Source organism: bacterium (genome assembly GCA_016703265.1).
GTDB lineage: Bacteria > Krumholzibacteriota > Krumholzibacteriia > LZORAL124-64-63 > LZORAL124-64-63 > CAINDZ01.
This window is the reverse complement of record JADJCK010000006.1, coordinates 442,835-465,671: the sequence shown is the minus strand read 5'-3', so window position 1 is coordinate 465,671 and position 22,837 is coordinate 442,835. Positions and strand designations below refer to the sequence as shown.

34 protein-coding genes are annotated in these 22,837 nt (G+C 67.1%); 33 read left to right on the top strand and 1 reads right to left on the bottom strand.

Annotated features, from left to right (window positions below; genetic code table 11):
* The first annotated feature begins 46 nt into the window (after window positions 1-46).
* From rplD to IPG61_13670, 33 genes are all read left to right on the top strand, one after another.
* Window positions 47-676, top strand: coding sequence for a 50S ribosomal protein L4 (gene rplD, locus IPG61_13830; protein MBK6735137.1), 630 nt, complete (start codon window positions 47-49; stop codon window positions 674-676).
* Complete coding sequence (rplW, locus tag IPG61_13825; protein ID MBK6735136.1) at window positions 673-963, top strand: 50S ribosomal protein L23; 291 nt, start codon at window positions 673-675, stop codon at window positions 961-963. Before rplD ends, rplW begins: the two co-directional genes overlap by 4 nt.
* 15 nt (window positions 964-978) lie before the next feature.
* Entirely contained in the window at window positions 979-1,809 is an 831-nt protein-coding gene (rplB, locus tag IPG61_13820; protein ID MBK6735135.1) for a 50S ribosomal protein L2, read from the top strand.
* 20 nt (window positions 1,810-1,829) lie between these two features.
* The gene (gene rpsS / locus IPG61_13815; GenBank protein MBK6735134.1) at window positions 1,830-2,096 is read left to right on the top strand and encodes a 30S ribosomal protein S19; all 267 of its coding nucleotides are present in this window, start codon (window positions 1,830-1,832) and stop codon (window positions 2,094-2,096) included.
* Between the two features lie 13 nt (window positions 2,097-2,109).
* Window positions 2,110-2,457: a 50S ribosomal protein L22 gene (gene rplV, locus IPG61_13810; protein MBK6735133.1), complete on the top strand. Its 348-nt coding sequence runs from the start codon at window positions 2,110-2,112 to the stop codon at window positions 2,455-2,457.
* Between the two features lie 98 nt (window positions 2,458-2,555).
* Complete coding sequence (rpsC, locus tag IPG61_13805; GenBank protein MBK6735132.1) at window positions 2,556-3,230, top strand: 30S ribosomal protein S3; 675 nt, start codon at window positions 2,556-2,558, stop codon at window positions 3,228-3,230.
* Between the two features lie 81 nt (window positions 3,231-3,311).
* Window positions 3,312-3,725: a 50S ribosomal protein L16 gene (rplP, locus tag IPG61_13800; protein ID MBK6735131.1), complete on the top strand. Its 414-nt coding sequence runs from the start codon at window positions 3,312-3,314 to the stop codon at window positions 3,723-3,725.
* A gap of 3 nt (window positions 3,726-3,728) precedes the next feature.
* Window positions 3,729-3,923 (top strand): 50S ribosomal protein L29, encoded by a 195-nt coding sequence (locus IPG61_13795; GenBank protein ID MBK6735130.1) that lies wholly within the window; start codon window positions 3,729-3,731, stop codon window positions 3,921-3,923.
* Between the two features lie 53 nt (window positions 3,924-3,976).
* On the top strand, window positions 3,977-4,240 hold the full coding sequence (gene rpsQ, locus IPG61_13790) for a 30S ribosomal protein S17 (protein ID MBK6735129.1): 264 nt from the start codon (window positions 3,977-3,979) through the stop codon (window positions 4,238-4,240).
* Window positions 4,241-4,288: 48 nt separating this feature from the next.
* Complete coding sequence (gene rplN / locus IPG61_13785; protein MBK6735128.1) at window positions 4,289-4,660, top strand: 50S ribosomal protein L14; 372 nt, start codon at window positions 4,289-4,291, stop codon at window positions 4,658-4,660.
* Window positions 4,660-4,974, top strand: coding sequence for a 50S ribosomal protein L24 (locus IPG61_13780; GenBank protein MBK6735127.1), 315 nt, complete (start codon window positions 4,660-4,662; stop codon window positions 4,972-4,974). The genes rplN and IPG61_13780 overlap by 1 nt, the downstream gene beginning before the upstream one ends.
* Window positions 4,975-5,066: 92 nt before the next feature.
* Window positions 5,067-5,618, top strand: a complete 552-nt coding sequence (gene rplE, locus IPG61_13775) for a 50S ribosomal protein L5 (GenBank protein MBK6735126.1) — start codon at window positions 5,067-5,069, stop codon at window positions 5,616-5,618.
* Between the two features lie 13 nt (window positions 5,619-5,631).
* Complete coding sequence (locus tag IPG61_13770; protein MBK6735125.1) at window positions 5,632-5,817, top strand: type Z 30S ribosomal protein S14; 186 nt, start codon at window positions 5,632-5,634, stop codon at window positions 5,815-5,817.
* Window positions 5,818-5,840: 23 nt separating this feature from the next.
* On the top strand, window positions 5,841-6,248 hold the full coding sequence (rpsH, locus tag IPG61_13765; GenBank protein MBK6735124.1) for a 30S ribosomal protein S8: 408 nt from the start codon (window positions 5,841-5,843) through the stop codon (window positions 6,246-6,248).
* Between the two features lie 54 nt (window positions 6,249-6,302).
* A complete protein-coding gene (rplF, locus tag IPG61_13760) occupies window positions 6,303-6,842 on the top strand; it encodes a 50S ribosomal protein L6 (GenBank protein ID MBK6735123.1) in 540 nt (179 codons plus the stop codon).
* Between the two features lie 114 nt (window positions 6,843-6,956).
* Window positions 6,957-7,334 (top strand): 50S ribosomal protein L18, encoded by a 378-nt coding sequence (locus IPG61_13755; protein ID MBK6735122.1) that lies wholly within the window; start codon window positions 6,957-6,959, stop codon window positions 7,332-7,334.
* A 42-nt stretch (window positions 7,335-7,376) separates the two neighbouring features.
* Window positions 7,377-8,180, top strand: a complete 804-nt coding sequence (rpsE, locus tag IPG61_13750) for a 30S ribosomal protein S5 (protein ID MBK6735121.1) — start codon at window positions 7,377-7,379, stop codon at window positions 8,178-8,180.
* 3 nt (window positions 8,181-8,183) lie between these two features.
* On the top strand, window positions 8,184-8,372 hold the full coding sequence (gene rpmD / locus IPG61_13745) for a 50S ribosomal protein L30 (GenBank protein MBK6735120.1): 189 nt from the start codon (window positions 8,184-8,186) through the stop codon (window positions 8,370-8,372).
* Between the two features lie 2 nt (window positions 8,373-8,374).
* Window positions 8,375-8,824, top strand: coding sequence for a 50S ribosomal protein L15 (gene rplO, locus IPG61_13740; protein MBK6735119.1), 450 nt, complete (start codon window positions 8,375-8,377; stop codon window positions 8,822-8,824).
* An 81-nt stretch (window positions 8,825-8,905) separates the two neighbouring features.
* Entirely contained in the window at window positions 8,906-10,177 is a 1,272-nt protein-coding gene (gene secY, locus IPG61_13735) for a preprotein translocase subunit SecY (GenBank protein ID MBK6735118.1), read from the top strand.
* A 4-nt stretch (window positions 10,178-10,181) separates the two neighbouring features.
* Complete coding sequence (locus tag IPG61_13730; GenBank protein MBK6735117.1) at window positions 10,182-10,853, top strand: adenylate kinase; 672 nt, start codon at window positions 10,182-10,184, stop codon at window positions 10,851-10,853.
* Window positions 10,854-10,857: 4 nt separating this feature from the next.
* Window positions 10,858-11,646, top strand: a complete 789-nt coding sequence (gene map / locus IPG61_13725) for a type I methionyl aminopeptidase (protein ID MBK6735116.1) — start codon at window positions 10,858-10,860, stop codon at window positions 11,644-11,646.
* A gap of 12 nt (window positions 11,647-11,658) precedes the next feature.
* Complete coding sequence (gene infA / locus IPG61_13720) at window positions 11,659-11,877, top strand: translation initiation factor IF-1 (protein MBK6735115.1); 219 nt, start codon at window positions 11,659-11,661, stop codon at window positions 11,875-11,877.
* A gap of 81 nt (window positions 11,878-11,958) precedes the next feature.
* A complete protein-coding gene (gene rpmJ, locus IPG61_13715; GenBank protein MBK6735114.1) occupies window positions 11,959-12,072 on the top strand; it encodes a 50S ribosomal protein L36 in 114 nt (37 codons plus the stop codon).
* Window positions 12,073-12,161: 89 nt separating this feature from the next.
* Complete coding sequence (gene rpsM, locus IPG61_13710; GenBank protein MBK6735113.1) at window positions 12,162-12,530, top strand: 30S ribosomal protein S13; 369 nt, start codon at window positions 12,162-12,164, stop codon at window positions 12,528-12,530.
* Between the two features lie 8 nt (window positions 12,531-12,538).
* Window positions 12,539-12,940, top strand: a complete 402-nt coding sequence (rpsK, locus tag IPG61_13705; GenBank protein ID MBK6735112.1) for a 30S ribosomal protein S11 — start codon at window positions 12,539-12,541, stop codon at window positions 12,938-12,940.
* Between the two features lie 55 nt (window positions 12,941-12,995).
* Window positions 12,996-13,625 (top strand): 30S ribosomal protein S4, encoded by a 630-nt coding sequence (gene rpsD, locus IPG61_13700; GenBank protein ID MBK6735111.1) that lies wholly within the window; start codon window positions 12,996-12,998, stop codon window positions 13,623-13,625.
* A gap of 34 nt (window positions 13,626-13,659) precedes the next feature.
* Window positions 13,660-14,658 (top strand): DNA-directed RNA polymerase subunit alpha, encoded by a 999-nt coding sequence (locus tag IPG61_13695; GenBank protein MBK6735110.1) that lies wholly within the window; start codon window positions 13,660-13,662, stop codon window positions 14,656-14,658.
* 78 nt (window positions 14,659-14,736) lie between these two features.
* Window positions 14,737-15,252 carry a 50S ribosomal protein L17 gene (rplQ, locus tag IPG61_13690; GenBank protein ID MBK6735109.1) on the top strand — a complete coding sequence of 172 codons (516 nt, stop codon included), beginning with the start codon at window positions 14,737-14,739 and terminating at the stop codon, window positions 15,250-15,252.
* A 323-nt stretch (window positions 15,253-15,575) separates the two neighbouring features.
* Complete coding sequence (locus tag IPG61_13685) at window positions 15,576-16,598, top strand: ketoacyl-ACP synthase III (GenBank protein MBK6735108.1); 1,023 nt, start codon at window positions 15,576-15,578, stop codon at window positions 16,596-16,598.
* Window positions 16,599-16,609: 11 nt separating this feature from the next.
* Window positions 16,610-17,620 carry an ABC transporter ATP-binding protein gene (locus tag IPG61_13680; GenBank protein MBK6735107.1) on the top strand — a complete coding sequence of 337 codons (1,011 nt, stop codon included), beginning with the start codon at window positions 16,610-16,612 and terminating at the stop codon, window positions 17,618-17,620.
* Window positions 17,572-19,551 (top strand): Gldg family protein, encoded by a 1,980-nt coding sequence (locus IPG61_13675; protein ID MBK6735106.1) that lies wholly within the window; start codon window positions 17,572-17,574, stop codon window positions 19,549-19,551. Before IPG61_13680 ends, IPG61_13675 begins: the two co-directional genes overlap by 49 nt.
* Window positions 19,548-21,092 (top strand): DUF4340 domain-containing protein, encoded by a 1,545-nt coding sequence (locus IPG61_13670; protein ID MBK6735105.1) that lies wholly within the window; start codon window positions 19,548-19,550, stop codon window positions 21,090-21,092. Before IPG61_13675 ends, IPG61_13670 begins: the two co-directional genes overlap by 4 nt.
* 43 nt (window positions 21,093-21,135) lie before the next feature.
* Here IPG61_13670 and IPG61_13665 read toward each other — a convergent pair whose 3' ends face one another.
* A complete protein-coding gene (locus tag IPG61_13665) occupies window positions 21,136-22,569 on the bottom strand; it encodes a peptidoglycan DD-metalloendopeptidase family protein (protein ID MBK6735104.1) in 1,434 nt (477 codons plus the stop codon).
* Window positions 22,570-22,837: the final 268 nt, after the last annotated feature.

Sequence of the window (22,837 nt, the reverse complement as noted above, 5' to 3'; positions counted from 1 at the left end):
GAACGGGACCGGCGGACCGGAAAAGAAGAACGGACGAGGTAAGCACATGGCAACGGCAAGACTCTTCGACGGTGACGGCAAGCAGAAGGGGACGGTGGAACTCCCCGCCTCTCTGTTTGCGCAGCCCGTTCACAAGCAGTCCCTGTACGAAGTCGTGCGCAATTACCTGGCCAACCAGCGCCAGGGGACGCACGACACCAAGACGCGCGCCGAGGTCGATTTCTCGGGCAAGAAGCTCTACAAGCAGAAGGGCACGGGCCGCGCCCGCGCCGGCGATGCCAAGAGCCCGACCCGGGTGGGCGGCGGCGTGGCCTTCGGCCCGCATCCGCGCGACTACGGCTACAAGGTGCAGCGCAAGGTCAAGCGCAAGGCGCTCACCAGCGCCCTGAGTGACCGCGCCGGCGCCGAGCGCGTGACGGTGGTCGAGGACCTGCGCCTCGATGCTCCGAAGACGTCGAAGATGGCCGCCCTGTTCGCAGCCATGGAGCTGCCCGGCCGCCACACCCTGTTCGTCGTCGAGCCCGATGGACACACCATCTGGAAGTCGACGCGGAACCTGCGCGGTGTGCGCGTGCTGCGCTCCAGCGAACTGAACGCCTACACGATCCTGTGGGCCGACAACGTGGTCTTCACCCAGAAGGCCCTTGCGGGCGCCGAGGAGGTGTTCGGGAAATGAAGGACCTGAGCAGAGTCATCGTCCGGCCCCTCATCACCGAGCGGGGCACCGACATGCGCGAAGCGCATAACCAGTACTACTTCGAGGTCGCGGTCGCAGCCAACAAGCTGGAGATCCGCCAGGCCGTCGAGCATTTCTTCGGTGTCAAGGTCACGTCGGTGCGGACCATGAACTACCGCGGCAAGATCAAGCGCATGGGGCGCCACGAGGGCAAGCGGGCGGACTGGAAGAAAGCCGTCGTGACGCTGGCCAAGGATGACTCCATCGACCTCTTCGAGATCGTCTAACGGGAGGCGCCAGGAATGGCTATCAGGAAACTCAAGCCCGTGACGCCGACCCAGCGGTTCCGGACGGTTGCGGACTTCGCCGAGATCACGCGCAGCGAACCCGAGAAGTCGCTTCTCGAGCCGCTGCCGCGCACCGGTGGCCGCAACAACTTCGGCCGCATCACGGTGCGGCACAAGGGTGGCGGCCACAAGAGGCAGTACCGTCGGATCGACTTCAAGCGCAACAAGCACAATGTGCCGGCCAAGGTGTTCAGCATCGAGTACGATCCGAACCGGAGCGCCCGCATCTGCCTGCTGCACTACCTCGACGGCGAGAAGCGCTACATCATCTGGCCCAAGGGGCTGGAAGTGGGCGCCGAGATCGTCGCCGGGCCGGACGCGTCGTTCAACACGGGCAACGCCCTGCCGCTCGAGCGCATCCCCCTGGGCACGATGGTGCACAACATCGAGCTGAACCTGGGCAAGGGCGGCCAGATGGCCCGCAGCGCCGGTTCGTTCGCGCAGGTCATGGCGAAGGAAGGCGAGTACGTCACGCTGCGCCTGCCGAGCGGCGAAGTGCGCATGGTGCACAAGCGCTGCTACGCCACCATCGGTGAAGTCGGCAACGCCGAGCACGAGAACGTCGTCAGCGGCAAGGCCGGGCGCTCGCGCTGGCTGGGCATCCGCCCGACGGTCCGCGGCGTGGCCATGAACCCGGTTGACCACCCGCACGGCGGCGGCGAAGGCCGCACCAGCGGCGGTCGCCACCCGGTGACGCCCTGGGGCCAGCCCACCAAGGGTTACAAGACGCGTAAGAAGAAGCCGTCGGACAACTTCATCGTGCGGCGCCGCAAGGCCAAGGGCTAAGCAAAGGAAGGTTTGGAGTTATGGCGCGTTCGATCAAGAAGGGGCCCTTCATCCAGGAAGCCCTTTTGACCAAGGTCGAGGCCCTGAACGGCCGCGGCGAGAAGCGGGTCATCAAGACCTGGTCGCGGCGCTCGACGATCGCCCCCGAGTTCCTCGGGCACACGATCGCCGTGCACAACGGCAAGCAGTTCGTGCCGGTTTACGTGCAGGAGAACATGGTCGGGCACAAGCTGGGCGAGTTCGCCCCCACGCGCACGTACCGCGGGCACACCAGCAAGAAGAAGTAGCGGAGGTATCTCGATGGAGGCACGAGCCACAGCCCACCACATCCGCCTCTCGCCCCGCAAGGCGCGGCTGGTCGCCGACCTGATCCGGGGGAAGAGTGTGGCGGAGTCGCTGAGCATCCTCGCCCTGACGCAGAAGAAGGCTTCGCCCATCCTGCGCAAGGTCATGCTCTCGGCCGCCGCCAACGTCCGCTTCAAGGACGACGGCGAGCATCCGCTGCCGGACTCGCGGCTGTACGTGAAGGAAATCAAGATCGACGAGGGCCCGACCATGAAGCGGATCCGTCCGCGGTCGCAGGGCAGGGCCTACAGCATCTTCAAGCGGACCGCGCACATCGATATCACGGTGGCGGCCGACGTCTGATTGCGTGATGAACGGCGGCCTGGCCGCCAGTGGGAAGCCGAGCTGGACCGCGCCGCCCCGAGGGGCGTCAGGCGGAACGGCGCTGAGGAAGGAAGACCATGGGTCAGAAGACACATCCGATCGGGTTCCGGCTGGGAATCGTGAAGGACTGGAATGCCACCTGGTTCAACGAGCGGCATTTCGCCGACTGGTTGAACGAGGACCTTCTGGTGCGCAAGTACGTGCAGGCGCGCGTCGGCGCGGCGGGCGTGGAATCGATCAAGATCAAGCGCTTCCGCGAGAAGGTCATCATCATCGTGGCGACCAGCCGCCCCGGCGTCGTGATCGGCAAGAAGGGCACCAAGGCGGACCAGCTCCGTGCCGAGCTCCAGAAGATGATCGGCAAGAACGTCAAGCTGGACGTCGAAGAGGTCAAGAAGCCCGAGCTCAGCGCGCCGCTGGTGGCCGACCACATCGCGGCGCAGCTCGAGGGCCGCGTCGCCTTCCGTCGCGCCATGAAGAAGTCCATCGCCACGGCGATGCGCATGGGCGCCAAGGGCATCAAGATCCGTTGCGCCGGCCGCCTGGGCGGCGCCGAGATCGCCCGCGTCGAGTCCTATCACGACGGCAGTGTGCCCCTGCACACGCTGCGCGCGGACATCGACTACGGCGTGGCCACGGCGCGGACCCCGTACGGTGCGATCGGTGTGCAGGTCTGGATCTGCAAGGGCGAGATCTTCCCGGCCGAGTTCAAGGAATCCCTGCGCAAGCAGGTCGTGGAGCAGCGGGCCTAGCGGCGCACGCGCCCCCGGTCAACCGAGCAACGGAAGCGGCGGCGCCCGGCGCCATCGCGCGGAAGAAGAGGTCGACGAGCCATGTTGATGCCGAAGCGCACAAAGTACCGGAAGATGTTCAAGGGCCGCGTCCGCGGCGTGGCCACGCGTGGCGCCACGGTGGCCTTCGGGGACTACGGCCTGCAGGCCGTCGGTGCGGGCTGGCTGACCAGCCGCCAGCTGGAGGCCACTCGTATCGCCGTCACGCGCCGGATGAAGCGCGTCGGCCAGGTCTGGATCCGGGTCTTCCCGGACAAGCCGATCACGCTGAAGCCGGCCGAGACCCGCATGGGCAAGGGCAAGGGCGCGCCCGAGTACTGGGTGGCCGTCGTGCGCCCGGGTCGGGTCCTCATGGAGATCAGCGGCGTGGACCTGGCGCTGGCCAAGGAAGCGCTGGCCCTGGGTGCGGCGAAGCTGCCGTTCAAGACGCGGGTCATCAGCCGCGGAGGGGAATAAGACATGAAGAAGGCCCACGATCTGCGCGACCTGGCCGTCGAGGAACTCGAGAACCGGGTGCGCGAGAAGTCGGAAGAGCTGATGAATCTGCGGATCCAGCTCAACATGCGTCAGCTGGACAATCCTCTGCGGGTGCGCCAGACGCGTCGTGAAATCGCGGTCCTGCGGACCGTCATCAACCAGAAAAAGGCGCGGTAGGCGCGGAATCCGGGGCTCGGCGCATGCGTCGGCCGAAGCCAGGGAGATGAACGATGGCCAACACCGAACGTAATCTGAGAGCCGTCCGTATCGGCCGGGTCGTGTCCAGCAAGATGGACAAGACCGTGGTTGTGACGGTCAGCCGGCGGTTTCCGCACCCGCTTTACAAGCGGATCATCACCCGCACCACGCGTCTCGTCGCCCATGACGAGGCGAACGAATGCAACGAAGGCGACGTGGTGAAGGTCATGGCCATCCGCCCGCTCTCCAAGACCAAGCGTTGGCGGGTCGCGGAGATCATGGAAAAGGCCAAGTAGGCTTCAGACAAGTAGGCTTCAGGCCCAGGAAAGTCGAAGGAATGTGACATGATTCAGGAATCCACACGACTGATTGTCGCGGACAACTCGGGCGCCAAGGTCGTCGAGTGCTTCCGCGTGCTGGGCGGCTCGAAGCGGCGTTACGCCCGGGTCGGCGACATTATCGTCGCCGCCGTCAAGACGGCCATTCCCAACGGCAACGTGAAGAAGGGCCAGGTCGTCAAGTGCGTGATCGTGCGCACCCGCAAGGAAGTCAGCCGCAAGGACGGCAGCTACATCCGCTTCAGCGACAATGCGGCCGTGATCCTGGCCGCCGATACGCAGGAGCCGGTCGGCACCCGCATCTTCGGCCCCGTGGCGCGCGAGCTGCGCGACAAGAAGTTCATGAAGATCGTCTCGTTGGCGCCGGAGGTGCTGTGATGCGGCTGAAGAAGAACGACACCGTGCGCGTGATCACCGGCGAGGATCGTGGCAAGGAGGGGAGGATCCTGAAGGTCTTCCCGGACAAGGGCCGGATCATCGTCGAGAAGGTCAACCTGATCAAGCGCCACACGCGCCCCTCGAAGTCCGTGCCGCAGGGTGGCATCGTCGAGAAGGAAGCGCCGATCAACGCGACCAACGTGATGCTGGTGTGCCCGAAGACGGGCAAGCCCACCCGAGTCGGCGCTGAAGTCCTGTCCGATGGCAGCCGCGCTCGCGTCAGCAAGAAGAGCGGCGAGATGATCAACGACTGAGCGGTCCGCCGCCGGTCGTGGAACTGACGTGATGCAGGCTTGAAGAACGAACAGCGCCCCGTGAAGCGGGTGCTGCCGGAAGGAAAGTGAAAATGGCTGCTGCAGCGAAACCCAACCTCAGGGTCAAGTACGAGTCGAGCGTCGCGCCGGCTCTGCAGGAGAAATTCGAGTACTCGAGCACCATGCAGATCCCGCGCCCGGTCAAGGTCGTGATCAACATGGGGCTGGGCCGCGCGCCCAACAATCCCAAGCTGCTGGACGCCGCCTGCGCCGACCTCGAGGCCATCACCGGCCAGAAGGCCGTCAAGACGCAGGCCCGCCAGTCGGTGTCGAACTTCAAGATCCGGCAGGGCATGCAGATCGGCGCCTGTGTGACGCTGCGCGACCGCCGGATGTGGGAGTTCCTGGATCGCTTCGTCAACGTGTCGTTGCCGCGCATCCGCGACTTCCGCGGACTGCCCGCCCGGTTGAGCGGTTCGGGCGACTACACGCTGGGCCTCAAGGACCAGCTGATCTTTCCGGAGATCGAGTACGACAAGGTCGACGAGGCGCGCGGGATGAACGTGACGATCGTGACCACCGCCACCAACGACGAAGAGGGCCGTGAGCTGCTGCGTCTGCTGGGCATGCCCTTCCGACGCTAAGGAGGATTGAGTTTTGGCCAAGAAATCGCTGATCGCCAAGTCACAGCGCACGCCCAAGTTCAAGGTGCGGGCCTACAATCGCTGCCGCCGCTGCGGACGGCCGCGGGCCTTCATCCGGCGCTTCGGCCTTTGCCGACTGTGCTTCCGGCAACTCGCGTTGAACGGTGACATCCCGGGAATCGTCAAGGCTAGCTGGTAACGGCTGACCAGGAGCAGGTGAACATGAGCATGACCGATCCCATCGCGGATATGTTGACCCGGATCCGGAACGCCACGCAGGCGGGCCATCGTCGGGTTGAGATTCCGGCCTCGAACCAGAAGAAGGCTGTGGCCGACCTTCTGGTGAAGCAGGGTTACGTGGAGAAGTACGAGGTGCTGGAAGACAGCGCCCAGGGCACGTTGCGCCTCTTCCTGAAGTACCAGCTTCGGGAAGGACAGCGCATCGGCGTGATCGAGGGCATCCGGCGCGTGAGCCGCCCGGGACGCCGCATCTTCGCCGGCAAGGACGCCATCCCGAAGGTGTGTGGCGGCTACGGCATCTCGATCCTGTCGACGAACCAGGGGATCCTGACGGGGCACCAGTGCCGGATGCGTGGCATCGGCGGCGAAGTGCTCTGCGAGATCTGGTAGCAACGGCATCGCTTCAGCCGGCTTGGCTGCAGCAGTTTGCGGAGGAAGTGGAACATGTCGCGCATTGGCAAGAACCCGATCACGCTGCCGGCGGGTGTGACGGTGAGCATCGAGGGCACGACCTCGGTGGTCAAGGGACCGAAGGGCGAGCATCGGCAGCACATTCCTGCCGGCCTCGGCTTCGAGCATAAGGACGGCAAGCTGATCATCACGCGGCCGGACGACTCGAAGACCATGCGGGCCCGCCACGGCCTGGTGCGCGCCCTGATCGCGAACCAGGTGACGGGTGTCACCGACGGCTTCAAGAAGTCGCTCGAGATCGTGGGTGTCGGCTATCGCGCCGCGGTCAAGGGGCAGGCGCTGGATCTGCAGTTGCAGTTCAGCCACCCGTTGGAGTACCCGATTCCGGCCGACATCAAGATCACCTGCCCTGACCAGACGCACATCGAAGTGTCGGGCATGGACAAGCAGAGGGTCGGCCAGGTTGCCTCCGAGATCCGCGCGTTCCGTAAGCCTGAGCCCTACAAGGGCAAGGGTATCCGGTACGCCGGCGAGGACATCATCCGCAAGGCCGGCAAGGCTGCGGGCAAGTAGCAGCGCGAAGAATAGCTGCGGGCAAGGTGCTGCAGGCAATCGGCTGCAGGCATGAAGCGGCAAAGCCAGGAAGCGGCCCCGGACATCACGAACCGGGCGCAGAGGTGAAGGACGATGAGCAGCACGAGCAAGAAGCGGCGTGACATCCGGGCGAAGCGGAAGATCAGTATCCGCAAGAAGCTGTCCGGCAGCGCCGAGCGGCCGCGGGTGTCGATCCTCCGCAGCCACAAGAACATCTATGCCCAGGTGATCGACGACACGGTCGGCCACACGCTGGTGGCTTGCGACGGCAAGAAGGCCGCCGTGGCGACCGTGCCCGAGGACGTCAAGGGTAACAAGTGCGCGATTGCGTACAGCGTGGGCCGCGCGCTGGCCGAGATGGCCAAGGCCAAGGGCATCGACCGCGTGGTCTTCGACCGCAGCGGATATCTGTACCACGGTCGGGTGGCCGCCCTGGCCCGCGGGCTCAGGGACGGCGGCCTCGAGGTCTAGGCCTTGTCGGCTGCGGCCGACGAGCATGACAGGAGCAGTCAGATGGCGGGATTCGACAATCAGAGCAGCGGTGAGGCCCCGCGCAGCGGACGCGGTGGTCCGAGCGGACCCGGTGGCGGCGGTCGTGGTGGCCCCGGTGGCCCCGGTGGTCCCGGTCGTGGTGGCCCCGGCGGCGGTGGCCGTGGCGGCTTCGGCGGTCCTGGCGGCCCCGGCGGTCGTGGTGGCCCCGGTGGTCCCGGTGGCCCCGGCGGTCGCGGTCGTGACGGCGGTCCGGGTGACGGCCGCGGGCCGCGCCCGGGCGGCGGTCGCGAAGGCGACTCCGGTTCGGACATGCATGAGAACGTGATCAGCATCAACCGCGTGGCCAAGGTGGTCAAGGGCGGCCGTCGGTTCAGCTTTGCCGCGATCGTCGCCGTGGGCGACGGCAAGGGCAAGGTCGGCGTCGCCATGGGCAAGGCCAACGAAATCGCCGACGCCATCCGCAAGGGTGGCGAGGGTGCCCGCGCCAACCAGATCACGGTGTCGATCCAGAAGGAGACGATCGCCTACGAGGTGATCGGTCGCTTCGGCGCCAGCCGCGTGCTCCTGAAGCCCGCCTCGCCGGGTACCGGCGTCATCGCCGCCGGCGGCGTGCGCGCCATCCTGGAAGCCGCGGGCGTCAAGAACATCCTGACGAAGCAGCTCGGATCGCGGAATCCGAACAACGTGGTCAAGGCCACGATGGACGGCCTCAAGCAGCTGCGCACGGTCGAGGAATTCGCCGCCAAGCGCGGGCTGACCGTGCCCGAGGTGCTCGGCTTCGAGCGCCGGACCGCAGCGTCCGGCAACGGCCCGAAGGAGGGCTAAGCCATGACCCAGGCCAGGATCAAGATTACCCAGGTGCGCAGCATCATCGGGCGCCCCGAGAAGCACCGGCGGATCATCGAGGCGCTCGGCATCAGGCGCAACCAGTCGTCGGTGGTCCATAACGATACTCCGCAGATCCGGGGCATGGCGTTCAAGGTGCGCCACCTCGTGACCGTGGAAGAGGTGAAGTAGCGATGCTCAAGCTGAACACCCTCGGCGCGCCGAAAGGTGCGAACCGCGACCGGAAGCGGCGCGGGCGCGGCCCCGGCTCCGGCCAGGGCAAGACCGGCGGGCGCGGCCACAAGGGCCAGAAGGCCCGTTCGGGCGGCGGACACGCGGCCTGGTTCGAAGGCGGCCAGATGCCCCTGAACCGTCGGCTGCCGAAGCGCGGTTTCACGAATATTTTCAAGAAGAGCTTCCAGCTCGTGAACCTGGACGACTTGAACGAGCTCTTCGAGTCGGGTGCGAAGATCGACGCCGAGGCCCTGGCCCTGGCGGGATTGGTCAAGTACGTCGATCGCCCGATCAAGCTGCTCGCGCGCGGCAAGGTCGAGAAGTCGCTGCAGATCGAGGTCTCGAAGGCCAGCGAAGCCGCGGTAGCGGCTGTGCAGGCCGCCGGCGGCTCGGTCACCGTGAAGGCGTAAGTTCGCGGGCTGGCCTGCGGGCGCGGTAACGTCCAAACCGAAGGAAGCGTTCTCTTGAACATCAGCGGCAGTTACCAGAGCATGTTCAGGATCCCGGAGCTGAAGCGCCGGATCCTGTTCACGGCCATGATTCTGCTCGTGTACCGGCTGGGCGGTCACGTCCCGACGCCGGGCATCAATCGTGCGACCCTCAAGCAGTTCTTCGCCGACCAGGCCGGCCTGCTGGGTCTCTATGACATGTTCTCGGGCGGCGGCCTCAGCAACGCGACGATCTTCGCCCTGGGCATCATGCCCTACATCAGCGCCTCGATCATTTTCCAGCTTCTCCAGGCGGTCGTACCGTACTTCGAGAAGCTGGCCAAGGAAGGCGAACAGGGCCGCAAGAAGATCAATGAGATGACCCGCTATGCCACGGTCGTGCTGGCGTTGATCCAGTCGTTCGGCATGGCGGCCGGCCTCGAGCAGATGTCCGGCGTCGTGACCAACCCGGGCTTCGCCTTCAAGATCATGACGGCGATCACGCTGACTGCAGGTACCGTCTTCGTGATGTGGCTCGGCGAGCAGATCACCGAGCGCGGCATCGGCAACGGCATCTCGCTGATCATCTTCATCGGCATCGTGGCTCGCTACCCGACCGACCTGCTGAACACGTTCCAGCAGTTGCGCAGCGGCGAGATGCACATCATCAAGGGGCTGTTCGTCGCGATCTTCATGCTCTTCGTGATCGCCGGCATCATCGCGATCACCCAGGGACAACGAAAGATCCCGGTGCAGTACGCCAAGAAGATCGTCGGACGCCGGGTCTACGGCGGGGCCAACACCCACATCCCGCTGAAGGTCAACACCGCCGGCGTGATCCCGATCATCTTCGCCCAGTCGATCATCATGTTCCCCGCCACGCTGGGCAACATGTTCCCGAACAGCGAGTTCCTGATGGGGTTGAGCCGGGCTTTCAGCCCGCCGCACCCGATCTACGTGGTCGTCTATTCGGCCCTGATCATCCTGTTCGCCTACTTCTACACCGCTGTGATCCTCAACCCCGTCGACCTCGCGGACAACATGAAGAAGAACAGCGGCTTCATCCCCGGCGTGCGACCGGGTAAGAAGACTGCCGAGTACATCGACCGTGTCCTGACCCGCGTGACGCTGCCGGGCGCCGTGTTCCTGGCGCTCATCGCGGTACTGCCCGACCTGATGATCAAGCTGCTGAACGTGCCGTTCTACTTCGGCGGCACCGGCCTTTTGATCGTGGTCGGCGTGGCCCTGGACACGTTGCAGCAGATCGAGTCGCATCTGGTCATGCGCCACTACGACGGCTTCATGACGAAGGGCCGCCTGCGGGCGCGGAGGTAGCGGCGTGAACGTCGTCATCATGGGGCCGCCGGGAGTCGGCAAGGGCACACAGTCGCACGCGATCGTGATCAGCAAGGGAACCGTCCACATCTCGACGGGCGACATCCTGCGCATGGCCATCCGCAGCGGCAGCGAACTCGGTCTCAAGGTGCACGCGATCATGAACGCCGGAGACCTGGTTTCCGACGAGTTGATGATGGAACTGGTGCGCGAACGCCTGTCCCAGCCGGACGCCGCCAAGGGCTGGCTGCTGGACGGCTTCCCGCGCACGGCGATCCAGGCGATCGGGTTCATGGACCAGCTGGACAGCCTTGGCCAGAAGGTCGACGCGGTCCTGGTCCTGAACGCTCCGGCAGAGGAGATCGTCCGCCGGCTCGAGGGACGGGTCACGTGCCGGGCCTGCAACGAGGTCATGAACCTCAAGGGCTTCGGGCCGGTGGTGCCGCGGTTCTGTCCGTTCTGCGGACAGGCCGAGGACCCCCAGCGGCCCGGCAAGGCGGCCCTGTACCAGAGGGCCGACGACAAGGAAGAGACGATCCGGCACCGACTTGAGGTTTTCCGCAAGAAGACCCTGCCGGCCGCCTGGGCGCTCGAGGAGCGATACCCGCTCCACGAGATCGACGGCCTGGGCACCCCGGAACAGGTCAGCGAGCGCATCGCGGCCGCTCTGGGCTAAGCCGATGTCGCGGGGTGCGTTGCGCATGGAGTTGAAGTCAGCCGATCAGGTTGACAAGATGCAGGCCAGCGCCGAGATTTTGGCTTCTGTCTTTCTCGGGATCCGCCAGCTGGTGACGCCGGGTGTCACCACCGCAGAACTCGACGAGGCCATCGAAGCCAGGATCCGGGAAGCCGGCTGTATCCCGAGTTTCAAGGGATACCACGGGTTCCCTGCCTCTGCCTGCATCTCGGTAAACGAGGAAGTGGTGCACGGCATCCCTTCGTCGCGGGCCCTGGTCGAAGGCGACATCGTCGGCATCGACATCGGGTTGATCCACGACGGCTGGCACGCCGACTCCGCCGAGACGATCCCGGTCGGCCGGGTGAGTGACGAGGCGGCACGGCTGATCGACGTGACCCGTGAGTGCCTGGCGCGCGGCATCGCCGCGATCGCCCCGGGCCGACGGATCTCGGCGATCGGCATCGAAGTCGAGAAACATGCCCGCGCCAACGGCTTCTCCGTCGTGGAGTCGCTGGTCGGGCACGGAATCGGGAAGAACCTGCACGAAGACCCGCAGGTGCCCAACTTCCGGTGCTTTACGATGCCCGACCCGGTGATGGAGGTCGGGCTGGTCCTGGCGATCGAGCCGATGATCAACGCCGGGACCAAGCGGGTCGTTACGGCCCGCGACGAGTGGACCATCGTGACAGCGGACCGCCGTCTGTCGGCCCACTTCGAGCACACGGTGGCCGTCACGGCGGACGGCCCGCGGATACTGACGCGGCGGGGCGATGGCCCGGCAGCGTTCTGAAGGCGAGGACGGATGGCCAAGGAAGAAGGCATCAGCGTCGAGGGGACGGTCGTCGAGGCCCTGCCCAACGCCATGTTCCGCGTCGAGCTGGAGAACCAGCACGTGGTCCTGGCCCATGTCTCGGGCAAGATGCGGATGCACTTCATCCGTATCCTGCCGGGCGACAAGGTGACGGTGGAGTTGTCGCCTTACGATCTGACACGTGGCCGCATCACGTATCGGTACAAGTAGGCAACGGGAATTGGTCCCCGGGCCCAGCGGGACCGGAGCCAAGCGGGATCCGCACGCGGATCCGTTCGAAAGGCAAGAGCCATGAAGGTGCGCAGTTCGGTCAAGAAGATCTGCCCGAAGTGCAAGGTGATCCGGCGCAAGGGCGTCGTGCGCGTGATCTGCATCACGCGCCGGCACAACCAGCGCCAGGGTTAAGACCGGTTTTTTGATTCGATTGGCTTCGTGGTCCGGAGCGTCGAGGGCGCCTCGGAGACAGAAGCCTGGACAGAGCGAAAGGAGCCGTGGTGGCACGCATCGCCGGTGTTGATATTCCTGCGAACAAGAGGATCCGGACGTCGCTGACGTACATCTACGGTGTCGGTGACCACCGCGCCGTGGAGATCTGTCAGAAGGCGAAGATCGACCCTGAGGTCAAGACGCGTGATCTGACGGAAGAACAGACCCGTTCGATCATCGGTATCCTGGACAAGGAATATCAGGTGGAAGGTACCCTGCGTACCGAGCACGCGATGAACATCCAGCGTCTGATGGACATCGGCAGCTATCGTGGTCTGCGGCACCGGCGCAAGCTGCCTTGCCGGGGCCAGAACACGAAGAACAATGCCCGGACCCGCAAGGGACCCAAGTCCCGTCCCGGCGCCAAGAAGAAGTGAGGTAACCCGTGTCGACTGCCAAGGACAAGCGGGGCAAGGCGCGCAAGGCCAAGAAGAAGCTGGACTCCGTCGGCGTGGCCCACGTGAAGTCTAGCTTCAACAACACCATCATCACCATGACCGACCTGCAGGGCAACGTCATTACGTGGTCCAGCGGCGGGCACCAGGGCCGGTACAAGGGAAGTCGCAAGTCGACCGCCTTTGCCGCCCAGCTGGCCGCGCGCTTCTGCGCCCAGGAGGTCATCGGCCAGGGCATGCGCAAGGTCGAGGTGTGGGTGAAGGGACCGGGTTCCGGCCGCGAGGCCGCGGTCCGCAGCCTGAAGGCCGAAGGCCTCGAAGTGACCCGGATCAAGGACTGCACCGCGATCCCGCATAACGGCTGCCGGCCCAAGAAGCGCCGTCGGCTGTAGGTTTGAACGAGGGCGGCCCGCCTGAGAAACGCGGTCGTCCAGGAGGTTTCAAGGAATGGCCAGGTATACCGACGCAAAGTGCAAACTTTGCCGCCGTGAGGGGATGAAGCTCTTTCTCAAAGGCGAGCGCTGTTTCAGCGCCTCGTGCGCCATCGAGCGCCGGCCGTATGCGCCGGGCGAGCATGGCCGTCGCCGTGGGCGTAAACCCTCGGACTACAAGCTTCAGCTCCGTGAGAAGCAGAAGGTCCGTTCGATTTATGGCGTCCTGGAACGGCAGTTCCGCCTGTACTTCGCGGAAGCGAACCGGCGGCAAGGCGCGACGGGTGAGAACCTGTTCAATCTCCTCGAGAAGCGCCTCGACAGTGTCGTTTACCGGATGGGCTTCGCGCCCAGCCGTGGGGCCGCGCGCCAGTTGATCCGGCACAAGCACGTGCTGGTCGGCGGCGCCGTTTGCGACATCCCCAGCCGCCAGGTGCGGGTGGGCGAGACGATCGCGATCCGCCCCAAGAGCCAGAACATCCCGCAGATCGTCGACTCCATCAAGGACAACGCCAAGCGTGACCGGCTGCCCTTCGTCGAGGCGGACGTGAAGAAGCTGGAGGGTCGGCTGCTGTCCGAGCCCCAGCTCAGCGACCTGCCCATCCCGATCCAGGAGAACCTGATCGTGGAGCTCTACTCGAAGTAAGCCCCGGCCTGAGCCGTAGGCATGGAGGAGACACATGAAGTGGGTCAACATGATGATGCCTGAGGGTGTGCGCGTGAACAAGGCGACCCAGTCGCACGCGTTCGCCGAGGTCGAGATCGCGCCCCTCGAGCGCGGATTCGGCCACACCCTGGGCAACGCCCTGCGGAGAACCCTGTTGTCGTCGATGCACGGCCACGGGATCACCGCGGTGCATCTCGATGGCGTCAAGCACGAGTTGAGCACCATGCCGGGCGTGCTGGAGGATGTCACGGACATCGTCCTGAACCTGAAGAACGTGGTTTTCGGCCTGTCGGATGCGCCCTCGCACTGGGCGCACATCGAGGTCATGGGCCCCGGGCCGGTCACCGCCGGCGCCATCACCGGTAACCCCGACCTGGTGATCGACAACCCGGACTACGTGATCTGCACGCTGACCGAGGCGGAGAAGTTCTCGGCGCGGATGTTCATCGACATCGGCCGCGGCTACGTCGATCGCGAACAGCACAACGTGCCCGACGAGCGTATCGGCGTGATCCGCATGGACACGAACTACTCGCCGGTGCGCAAGGTCAGCTTCCGCGTCGAGGATACGCGCGTGGGACAGCGGACCGACTATGACAAGCTGATCCTGGGCATCACCACCAATGGTGCGGTGCGCCCCGAGGATGCCGTCGCCTTCGCGGCGAAGCTCCTGAAGGACCAGTTGCAGCTGTTCATCAACTTCGACGAGGCACCGATCGACGCCCAGGAGACCGAGGTCAACGAGGAGCAGGAGCGCCTGGTGGAGCTGCTGTCCCGCAATGTGGAAGAGCTGGAGCTGTCGGTCCGTTCGGCCAACTGCCTCAAGTCCGGCCACATCAAGACCCTGTTCGACCTGGTGACGAAGCCTGAGCAGGAGATGCTCAAGTTCCGCAACTTCGGACGCAAGAGCCTGAACGAGATCGGCGAGATCCTCGAAGGCATGGAACTCGGCTTCGGCATGACGTTCCCGCCCGAGATCAACGACCGTGTGCGCGAGATTTCCGGCTCCTAGCCGGTAACGCCGACAGCCTACGACCCCTGCGCGGCCAGCGGGCCGCCGGTTCGTTCGACAGAAGGATGGATTCGAGTCATGCGTCACAATCGCACCCTGCGGAAGTTGGGCCGGACCCAGGCGCACCGCAACATGATGTACCGGAATCTGGTGACCTCGCTGTTCAAGCACGAGCGCATCCAGACGACGGCACCGAAAGCCAAGGAGGCCCGCGCGGTAGCCGAGCGGCTGATCACCTTCGCCAAGAAGGGTGATCTGCACTCGCGGCGCATCGCAGCGCGCAAGGTGAACGAGCCGGTGGTGCTCGCGAAGCTGTTCGCCGAGATCGGCCCGCGGTATGCCGAGCGCGCCGGCGGCTACACGCGCATCATGCGCATCGGGCCCCGGCACGGCGACAACGCCGAACTGGTGATCCTCGAGCTGGTCGACGGCACCGCCCGTCCCAAGGTCAAGGACACGCGCAAGCGCGCCCGCGCCCGCAAGGTGCTGGCCGCCGAGCAGAAGAAGGAAGCGATCGCGTCATTCACCGAGCAGGCGCAGGATGCCGCCTACAAGGAGAAGGACGAGCGCGATGCGGACGAGGATAAGAAGTAGGACCCGCGTCCCGCTTCGCCGCCGGTCGCCTCCGGGGTGGCTGCGCTCACGCGCGGGCGCCCGACCGAAACCGACCTCGGCTCTCGTCCACTCATCGGGCCCCCGCTGCCGTCAGGCAGCGGGGGCTCTGCTTTGCTTCGCGGCCTTGCTGCAGGCCACAATCCCGGTTGCCCGCCTGCGGGAAATGGCCTAACTTCACCCGATCGGAGCGCCATCGCCGCGCCGCCAGCTTTCTGTGCCGGCCTTCAGCGCCGGCCATCGCCGCTTCCCGCCGCACGCGTGCGGCGCTGCTTTCGAGCCACGGGTCACCCAGGGAGGAACGCATGACCCCCAGACTTCCGCGCGACCGGACGCTGCACACCGCCGGCATCACCGGCGTCGGCATGAGCTTTCCCGAGCGCCGCCTGACCAACGCCGACCTCGAGAAGATGGTCGAGACCGATGACGCCTGGATCGTCGAACGCACCGGCATCCGCGAGCGCCGCCTGGCCCCGCGCGGCACCGGGGCCTCGTTCCACGGCGCGCTGGCTGCCCGCCAGGCCATGGAGCACGCCGGCATCACGGCCGCCGAGGTCGATCAGATCATCGTCCCCACCGTGACGCCCGACATGGTCTTCCCGGCCACCGCCTGCCTCATCGCGCACGAACTGGGGGCGGTCAACGCCTGGGGCTACGACCTGGAGGGCGCCTGCAGCGGCTTCATCTTCGCGCTGCAGAACGCGCGCGCGCAGATCGAGGCCGGCCACGCCCGCCGCGTCCTGGTCGTCGGCACCGAGATCATGTCGTCGATCACCAACTACCAGGACCGCAACAGCTGCATCCTCTTCGGCGACGGCGCCGGCGCCGTGGTCGTCGAGCGCGTGGAGCCCGATCGCCTGGGCATCATCGACGCGATCCATCATGTCGACGGCGTGGGCATCCGCTTCCTGCACCAGAAGGCCGGCGGCAGCGCCATGCCGGCCTCGGCGGCGACCGTGGCGGGCAAGCTGCACACCGTCTACCAGGAGGGCCGCGACGTCTACAAGTTCGCGGTCAAGGGCATGGCCGGCGTCACCGCCGAAGTGGTCGAGCGCAACGGGCTGACCGGAGCCGATGTCGACCTGTTCGTGCCGCACCAGGCCAACATCCGCATCATCGAGGCCGCGCAGCAGCGGCTGGGCCTGCCCGACAGCAAGGTGATGATCACGATCGACCGGTTCGGCAACACGACCTCGGCCAGCATCCCTTCGGCGCTGCGCGTGGCTTGTGACGAGGGTCGCCTGCACGAAGGGCACACGGTGGTGCTCTGCGCCTTCGGCGCCGGCTTCACGTGGGGCGCCTGCCTGCTGCGCTGGACAGCCCGCTAGAAAGCGCGCGCATGATCGAAGTGACCGGCCTGACGCGAATGTACGGCAAACTGCCTGCCCTGGCCGGTGTCTCGTTCCGCGTGGAAACGGGGCAGATAGCCGGCCTGCTGGGCCCCAACGGCGCCGGCAAGTCCACGGTGATGAAGATCCTCACCGGTTCGCTGGCGCCTTCGGGCGGCACGGCGGCGGTGGCCGGGCGCGACCTGGCCCGCGAGCCGCTGGCAGCGCGACGCGCCGTCGGCTTCATGCCCGAGCACGTGGCCCTGCCCGGCGACCAGTCCGTCTGGTCGACGCTCGAATTCGTGGCCGACATCAAGGGCGTGCCCCGCGCCGGACGCACCGCCCACCTGGGCACGCTGCTGGAGCAGACCGGCCTGCAGGAGGTGCGACACCGCCTCAGCGGCCGGCTCTCGCACGGCTACCGCAAGCGGCTGGGCCTGGCGCAGGCGCTGGTCGGCGACCCGCCCGTGATCGTGCTCGACGAGCCCACCAGCGGCCTGGATCCCAACCAGATCGTCGGCATCCGCGAACTCATCCGCAGCTTCCGCGGCACGCGTACCGTGCTCATGAGCAGCCACATCCTCAGCGAGGTGGCGGCGCTCTGCGAGCGCGTCGTCATCCTCGACCACGGCCGCGTCGTGGCCGAGCAGTCCGGCGAGGGCCTGGCCGCCGCCGACCCGCTGGCCGCCGGACTGGCTGCGCGCACGATCGTTCTTTCCTGGGACGGCGACCGGGACCGCGTGGCGGCGGCGCTCGCGCGCGTCGCCGGCGTCGACGATGTCACGATCACCGCCACGGGCGCCGAGGTGAACATCGCCGGCAACGCGGTGGAGATCCGCCCGCGCCTGGTCGAGTCCGTGCTGCAGGCGGGGGGCCTGCTGCAGAACATCCACGACAAGGGCCCGAGCCTCGAGGACCTGTTCATGCGCCTGACCGGGGCGGACGGCGGTGCCACCAGCCACTGGTCTCGAACGTGGTCTTCTTCCTGCTGTTCCTGCTGCCCGCCCTCTCGATGCGGCTGATGGCGCCGGACCTGCGCCCGGGGCGCCGCGAACTGGTGGCCAGCTGGCCCGTCAGCGACGGCACCTGGATCCTCGGCAAGTGGCTGGGCGGTTCGCTCGCGGCCATCGCCATGATCGGCGCCGGCGCCGCCTACATGCTGGCGGTGTGGACGTTCGGCCGGCCCGAGGCCGGCCCGGCGGTGACGGCGTTCCTGGGCCAGGTGCTGCTCGCCTCGTGTCTCGTGGCGTGGGGGCTGATGGCGTCGTGCCTCGTCTCGCACCAGGTCGTCGCGTACTTCCTGGCTTTCATGACCTCGCTGCTGCTGTTCATCATCGGCGTCTTCGAGCGCTTCGTGCCCGGTCCGGCCGGCACCCTGGCGCGCGAGTTGTCCATCCTGACGCACTTCGAGCGGTTCAGCCGCGGCGTCATCGACACGCTGGACCTTGTCTATTTCGCGGGCATGACGGCGATCGCCCTGGCCTTCGCCTGGGCCGTGCACGCGGGCCGGCGCCTGCCGCCGGGCCGGCGGCTGGGGCCGTGGGTGCCGGCGCTGTTGACGCTGGTGGTGGCCGTGCTGCTCTACCTGGTGGCAGGGCAGTTCCGGCAGAGCTGGGACCTGACGGGCAACCAGCGCTACAGCCTGGCCCCGCAAAGCGTACAGCTGCTCGAGAGGCTGGGCGACCTTCTCGACGGCAAGGACCCGGACGCGGCCAACGGCGACGGTGCCCTCAGCGAGGGCGCCGCGAAGGCCGAGTTCGTGCAGGTCTATGCGTTCTACCAGAAGCTGGACCCGGCCCGCGAGGTGACCGAAGCGCTGCTCAGCAGCTGCAGCCAGCGCACGCGCCGCTTCCGCTACTCGATCGTGGACCCGGAAGTCGACCTGGACCTGTTCCGCAAGTTCGAACTCGGTTCGAGCCGCAGCGTGGTCATCACCGTGGGCGACCGCCACACCACGCTGATGCAACCGGAGGAGAGCGCGCTGTTGAGTGCGGTCTACCGCCTGGCCTCGGGCCGTCTCAGTCGCGTGATGTTCCTGACCGGGCACGGGGAGCACATGCTCGACAGCAGCGAGCGCCCCGGCTATCTCAGTTCCTCCGTCGCGCTGTCCGACCAGGGCTACGACGTCAGGCCACTGACGCTGAGCGGCGGCGCACGCGTGCCCGAAAGCTGCGACGTGCTGGTCATCGCCGGCCCGCGCCTGGATCCCGAGCCGTCGGAAGTCGCCGCCATCGACGCGTTCCTGGCGCGCGGCGGCGCTGTGCTGGCGCTGACCGACCCGCCGACGCCGGCCGGGTGGGCCGCCTGGTTGCGCGGCTGGCGCCTGGTGCCCACAGGCGAGGTGCTGATCGACGCGGAACGGCTGGCCGTTGCGCAGGGGCTGGGGCCGCGCACGGTGGCCATCATCGACACCTACAGCCACCACGAGATCGTGCACAGCCTGCACGGCCTGGTGACGACGTTCCCGCTCTCGCAGCCCGTCATGCGCACCGAGGGCACCGACTCGACGCTCTTCGGCGGGCCGCTGCTCAGCACCGGCGATCGCACCTGGGGCGAGACCGACCCGGGCACGATGTTCACCGGCCGGCCCGAGTTCGACCCGGCCACCGATTCCCGTGGTCCCCTGCCGTTCGGCTGGGTGCTCGAGGCTCGGCGCGGACAGGAGCGACCCGGTCGCCTCGTCGTCATCGGCAATTCCGAGTTCCTCAACAACGCAACCGTGAACCAGGGCGCCAATCGCGACCTGCTGCTCAACATCATGGGCTGGCTGGCCCGTGAGCAGGCGTTGATCCAGGTCCGCGGCCGCGATCCGCTCAGCCAACCTGTCGTCCTCAGCGCCGCCCAGAAGGAAGTCTACGGCTGGGGCGCCATTCTCGGCTGGCCGCTGCTGGTGGGCAGCCTGGCGCTCGGCATCATGCTGCGCAGCCGCCGCGAGCCGAGGAAGCGTCCATGAAGAAGCGGGTGTCGGGACCACAGTTGGCGACCATGACACTGCTGGCGGTGGCTGTCGCTGCGAGCGCCTTCCTGTGGTCGACGCGCGTGGCCCCCCGCGCGGCCAACCACAGCCTCGGCGGGCCCTTGTTGACCCCGTCCGAAGCGGCCATCGATGCGCTGCTGCTGAACGTCCGCGGCGCCTCGTACCGCTTCGACCGGCTGGCGGCCGGGGGCTGGACGCTGGGCGGCGCCATGTCCGACGACCTCGACCCGCGCGCGATGGCGGCCCTCGTCGACTCCCTCGAATCGGCCGTGGCCGGGCCGCTGCTGCCGGGCACGGAGCCGGGCGACCGCCGCTACGAGTTCAACGGCCCCGAGGGCGTGCAGCTGACCGTGCACCGCACTGACGGCAGCCGCGAGGACATCGCGTTCGGTGTGGTCAATCCCGTGGCCGGGACACGCTACGCCACGGGCGCAGGCCGCCGCTTCTGTTTCACCGTGCCCTTGGCACTGCGCGATCGGGTGGCCGCACTTCCGGACGGGGTGCGGGCGCGCCAGCTGTTGCCCGGCGTCGCGCCGGCGGGCATCGAGCGCATCACGATCGAGGGCGATGGTGCCACCCGCATCGTCGAGCGCCGGGACGGACGCTGGTGGCTCGACGCCCCGGCAGGCGTCGCGGCCTTCGGTCCCCTGGCAGGGCAATACAACGCTCTCTATGACGATCGGCGGCTGAAGGACGACCATGGCATCTGGCTGGAGGCCTCGCCGGTGGCCATCCGACGCCTGGTCTACGAGGTCAGCGAACTGAACGTGCGCGAGTTCGCGCCACCCGAGCGCACGGACGAACTGGCCGCCGCCTGGGGACTGGCCCCGCCATGGCGTCGCGTGACGCTGACAGGGCCGGGCGTACGGCCGGCGCTGACCGGTGCCGGCGGGGAAGCCGGGACCGCGCCCGTGCTGGCGTTCGGCCCGCCGCTCGATGAACGGTTCGCGCCGGTGCTGCGCCGCGGCCATGTGATGGTGACCGATCGCGAGGCGATCAACACCTTGTCCATGCCGCTGGAGGCGCTGCTTGAGTTCAACGCCTTGCCCGTGCAGGCCATCGAGGCCGACGTCATCGAGGTGACCTACACCGGGCGGCCTCTGCTGCGCGGCTCGCGCCGTGGCACGCCCGACGACACCGACGGCCGCCAGGCCTGGCTGACCGACGTGCCCGCCGCTGCTGAGTGGAACAATGACGAGGCGAGCCGCCACGGCCTGGTGCGCGACCTCGTGGTCAACCTGAGCCGGCAGCCGATCCTCGCGGCCCTGCCGCCGCGCACCACCCCCGAACCGCTGCTGGACGACGGGCGCGTCGGCCTGGCACTCACGTTCGGCTCCGGGAACTCCGCCCGTGTGCTGCGTTGGGAACTGGGTTGGCTGCGCGGGCCCGTGGCCGGGCAGGCAGCCGCGCGGACCGCCGCCCTCTGGACGCCCGACACCGGCCGGCTCGTGGCCATTCCCGACGCGCTGCTGGTGAACATGAGAAACGCCGCGGAGCTGGTGGCTGCGCGGCGTTGATCCCACGGTGCGGCATACGGTGCCGCAGGCCTTCGGACGGACTTCAGTTCACCGCACGTACTACCGTCGGCAGGTCAGCCGCAGCATAGGTAGCGCCCAGCCATCCCGGCGGCGTACCCGCATACAGCGTCGGCACGAGCGTTGACTCCTGGGGCGGCAGGGCGGCGATCGTCGCTGCCAGCTGCTCGGCGTGGTCGCGGTAGCGGGCCTGCCGCACACCGCTCAGCGGCTCGGCAGCCGGCGCCTTGATCGTGCGCGGGTTGACGAACTTGCCGTTCATCTTGATGCGGTAGTCCAGGTGCGGGCCTGTCGCGTAGCCCGTGGCGCCCACATAGCCGATGACCTGGCCCTGCTGCACGCGCGCGCCCGACTTGATGCCCTTGCCGAACTTCGACAGGTGCAGGTAGTACGTCTCGAGATTCTTGTTCGCGTGGCGAATGTGGACGTAACGCCCGTTGCCGCCCTTCGATGCCGCGGCCAGCACCACGCCGTCACCGGCCGCCTTGACCGGCGTGCCCAGCGGCGCCGCGTAGTCGATGCCCAGATGGGGCATCATCTTGCCCAGCACCGGGTGGAAGCGGCGGTACGAGAAGTCGCTGCTGATGCGCGAGTACTGCAGCGGCGCCCGCATCAGCGACTTCTGCATGCTGCCGCCGGTCAGGTCGAAATAGCCCGGGTCACCGGTGCCGTCATCGAACAGGAACGCGTGCCGCGTCTTGCCGCGACTGGTGAACTCCACGGCCTGTATCGCGCCGGAGCGCACCAGCCGGTCGTCGCGCCAGACCTCTTCGTAGAGGATGCGGAACGTGTCGCCTTCGCGCAGGTCACGGCGGAAATCGATGTCCCAGCCGAGGATGTCCGCCAGCTTGGGCGCCAGCGCCGCCGGTGCATCGAGCCGATCGAGGCTCGCGATCAGCGAACCCTTGATGGAGCCGTTGAGCCCGCGGTAACGACGCTGCACGGGGTAGGTGCCGTCCTCGCGCACGTACGATTCGCCTTCGCGGACGAACGTGACGAAGCTCTCCTCGTCGAGGTCGAAGCCGAGCGACTGCAACCGGCCGCCGGCGCCGATCTGCACGCGGAACAGCTCGCCGGCGCTCACGGCGCGCAGGTTGCGGAACGGCTTGCAGACGCGGACCAGTTCGAGGATGTCGTCGTGGTCGGCGCCGTGCGCCGCCAGGGCATCGTAGAAGCTCTGGCCACGCGCAATGCGCAATTCGCCCTCGCCGCCACCGGCGTCAGCCGGTGCGGGCTCCGTAGCGCCTGCCTTGGTTTCGTACGACGCGTGGCGCACATAGGAGCCGGCCAGGTCGGCCGCTTCCGGGTGGCTGAGCTTCAGGTTGAGTTCCGGCAGGAGGGGGGGGATGTCGAGCGTGGATTCGACGGCCCGCGAGATATCATAGCCGGCCGTGACCACATCCTGGTGCGGCGCCTGCCCGCTGAGGGCCCAGACGGCTGCCGCCGCGCCACCGAGCACCGAGGAAGCCAGGAGGGGTTTCAGCCGCCGCCTCGGGGCCCCGGGGAGCCGTGGTATTTGAATACGTACTTTCAGGTTCCATCCTCCGCGCTGCCGGTCGGGCGTGACCGTGTCCAAGGTTGAAATCTGCATGCCCACCGGGGGGCCGGGCAAGGGGTTTCTCCCCTCAGGGACCGGTTTTTCCCCACTCATGAGCCTGTCACCCCACCCCGCACCCGTGTTATCATAGTGCCCGACTCGCGCCTGTGGCCGTCAAAACGCCAGCCGT

What these genes read in the sequence shown, in the direction of transcription:
- rpsS (MBK6735134.1), top strand. Translation starts at nt 1,830, where the DNA reads ATGGCGCGTTCGATCAAGAAGGGGCCCTTCATCCAGGAAGCCCTTTTG.
- rpsQ (MBK6735129.1), top strand. Translation starts at nt 3,977, where the DNA reads ATGGCCAACACCGAACGTAATCTGAGAGCCGTCCGTATCGGCCGGGTC.
- secY (MBK6735118.1), top strand. Translation starts at nt 8,906, where the DNA reads ATGTTCAGGATCCCGGAGCTGAAGCGCCGGATCCTGTTCACGGCCATG.
- rplO (MBK6735119.1), top strand. Translation starts at nt 8,375, where the DNA reads ATGCTCAAGCTGAACACCCTCGGCGCGCCGAAAGGTGCGAACCGCGAC.
- rplF (MBK6735123.1), top strand. Translation starts at nt 6,303, where the DNA reads ATGTCGCGCATTGGCAAGAACCCGATCACGCTGCCGGCGGGTGTGACG.
- rplB (MBK6735135.1), top strand. Translation starts at nt 979, where the DNA reads ATGGCTATCAGGAAACTCAAGCCCGTGACGCCGACCCAGCGGTTCCGG.
- rpmJ (MBK6735114.1), top strand. Translation starts at nt 11,959, where the DNA reads ATGAAGGTGCGCAGTTCGGTCAAGAAGATCTGCCCGAAGTGCAAGGTG.
- rplP (MBK6735131.1), top strand. Translation starts at nt 3,312, where the DNA reads ATGTTGATGCCGAAGCGCACAAAGTACCGGAAGATGTTCAAGGGCCGC.
- IPG61_13670 (MBK6735105.1), top strand. Translation starts at nt 19,548, where the DNA reads ATGAAGAAGCGGGTGTCGGGACCACAGTTGGCGACCATGACACTGCTG.
- IPG61_13695 (MBK6735110.1), top strand. Translation starts at nt 13,660, where the DNA reads ATGAAGTGGGTCAACATGATGATGCCTGAGGGTGTGCGCGTGAACAAG.
- rplD (MBK6735137.1), top strand. Translation starts at nt 47, where the DNA reads ATGGCAACGGCAAGACTCTTCGACGGTGACGGCAAGCAGAAGGGGACG.
- IPG61_13780 (MBK6735127.1), top strand. Translation starts at nt 4,660, where the DNA reads ATGCGGCTGAAGAAGAACGACACCGTGCGCGTGATCACCGGCGAGGAT.
- rplW (MBK6735136.1), top strand. Translation starts at nt 673, where the DNA reads ATGAAGGACCTGAGCAGAGTCATCGTCCGGCCCCTCATCACCGAGCGG.
- rplV (MBK6735133.1), top strand. Translation starts at nt 2,110, where the DNA reads ATGGAGGCACGAGCCACAGCCCACCACATCCGCCTCTCGCCCCGCAAG.
- rplN (MBK6735128.1), top strand. Translation starts at nt 4,289, where the DNA reads ATGATTCAGGAATCCACACGACTGATTGTCGCGGACAACTCGGGCGCC.
- rpsE (MBK6735121.1), top strand. Translation starts at nt 7,377, where the DNA reads ATGGCGGGATTCGACAATCAGAGCAGCGGTGAGGCCCCGCGCAGCGGA.
- rplQ (MBK6735109.1), top strand. Translation starts at nt 14,737, where the DNA reads ATGCGTCACAATCGCACCCTGCGGAAGTTGGGCCGGACCCAGGCGCAC.
- rpsC (MBK6735132.1), top strand. Translation starts at nt 2,556, where the DNA reads ATGGGTCAGAAGACACATCCGATCGGGTTCCGGCTGGGAATCGTGAAG.
- map (MBK6735116.1), top strand. Translation starts at nt 10,858, where the DNA reads ATGTCGCGGGGTGCGTTGCGCATGGAGTTGAAGTCAGCCGATCAGGTT.
- IPG61_13795 (MBK6735130.1), top strand. Translation starts at nt 3,729, where the DNA reads ATGAAGAAGGCCCACGATCTGCGCGACCTGGCCGTCGAGGAACTCGAG.
- IPG61_13755 (MBK6735122.1), top strand. Translation starts at nt 6,957, where the DNA reads ATGAGCAGCACGAGCAAGAAGCGGCGTGACATCCGGGCGAAGCGGAAG.
- rplE (MBK6735126.1), top strand. Translation starts at nt 5,067, where the DNA reads ATGGCTGCTGCAGCGAAACCCAACCTCAGGGTCAAGTACGAGTCGAGC.
- rpsH (MBK6735124.1), top strand. Translation starts at nt 5,841, where the DNA reads ATGAGCATGACCGATCCCATCGCGGATATGTTGACCCGGATCCGGAAC.
- IPG61_13680 (MBK6735107.1), top strand. Translation starts at nt 16,610, where the DNA reads ATGATCGAAGTGACCGGCCTGACGCGAATGTACGGCAAACTGCCTGCC.
- rpsD (MBK6735111.1), top strand. Translation starts at nt 12,996, where the DNA reads ATGGCCAGGTATACCGACGCAAAGTGCAAACTTTGCCGCCGTGAGGGG.
- IPG61_13685 (MBK6735108.1), top strand. Translation starts at nt 15,576, where the DNA reads ATGACCCCCAGACTTCCGCGCGACCGGACGCTGCACACCGCCGGCATC.
- infA (MBK6735115.1), top strand. Translation starts at nt 11,659, where the DNA reads ATGGCCAAGGAAGAAGGCATCAGCGTCGAGGGGACGGTCGTCGAGGCC.
- rpmD (MBK6735120.1), top strand. Translation starts at nt 8,184, where the DNA reads ATGACCCAGGCCAGGATCAAGATTACCCAGGTGCGCAGCATCATCGGG.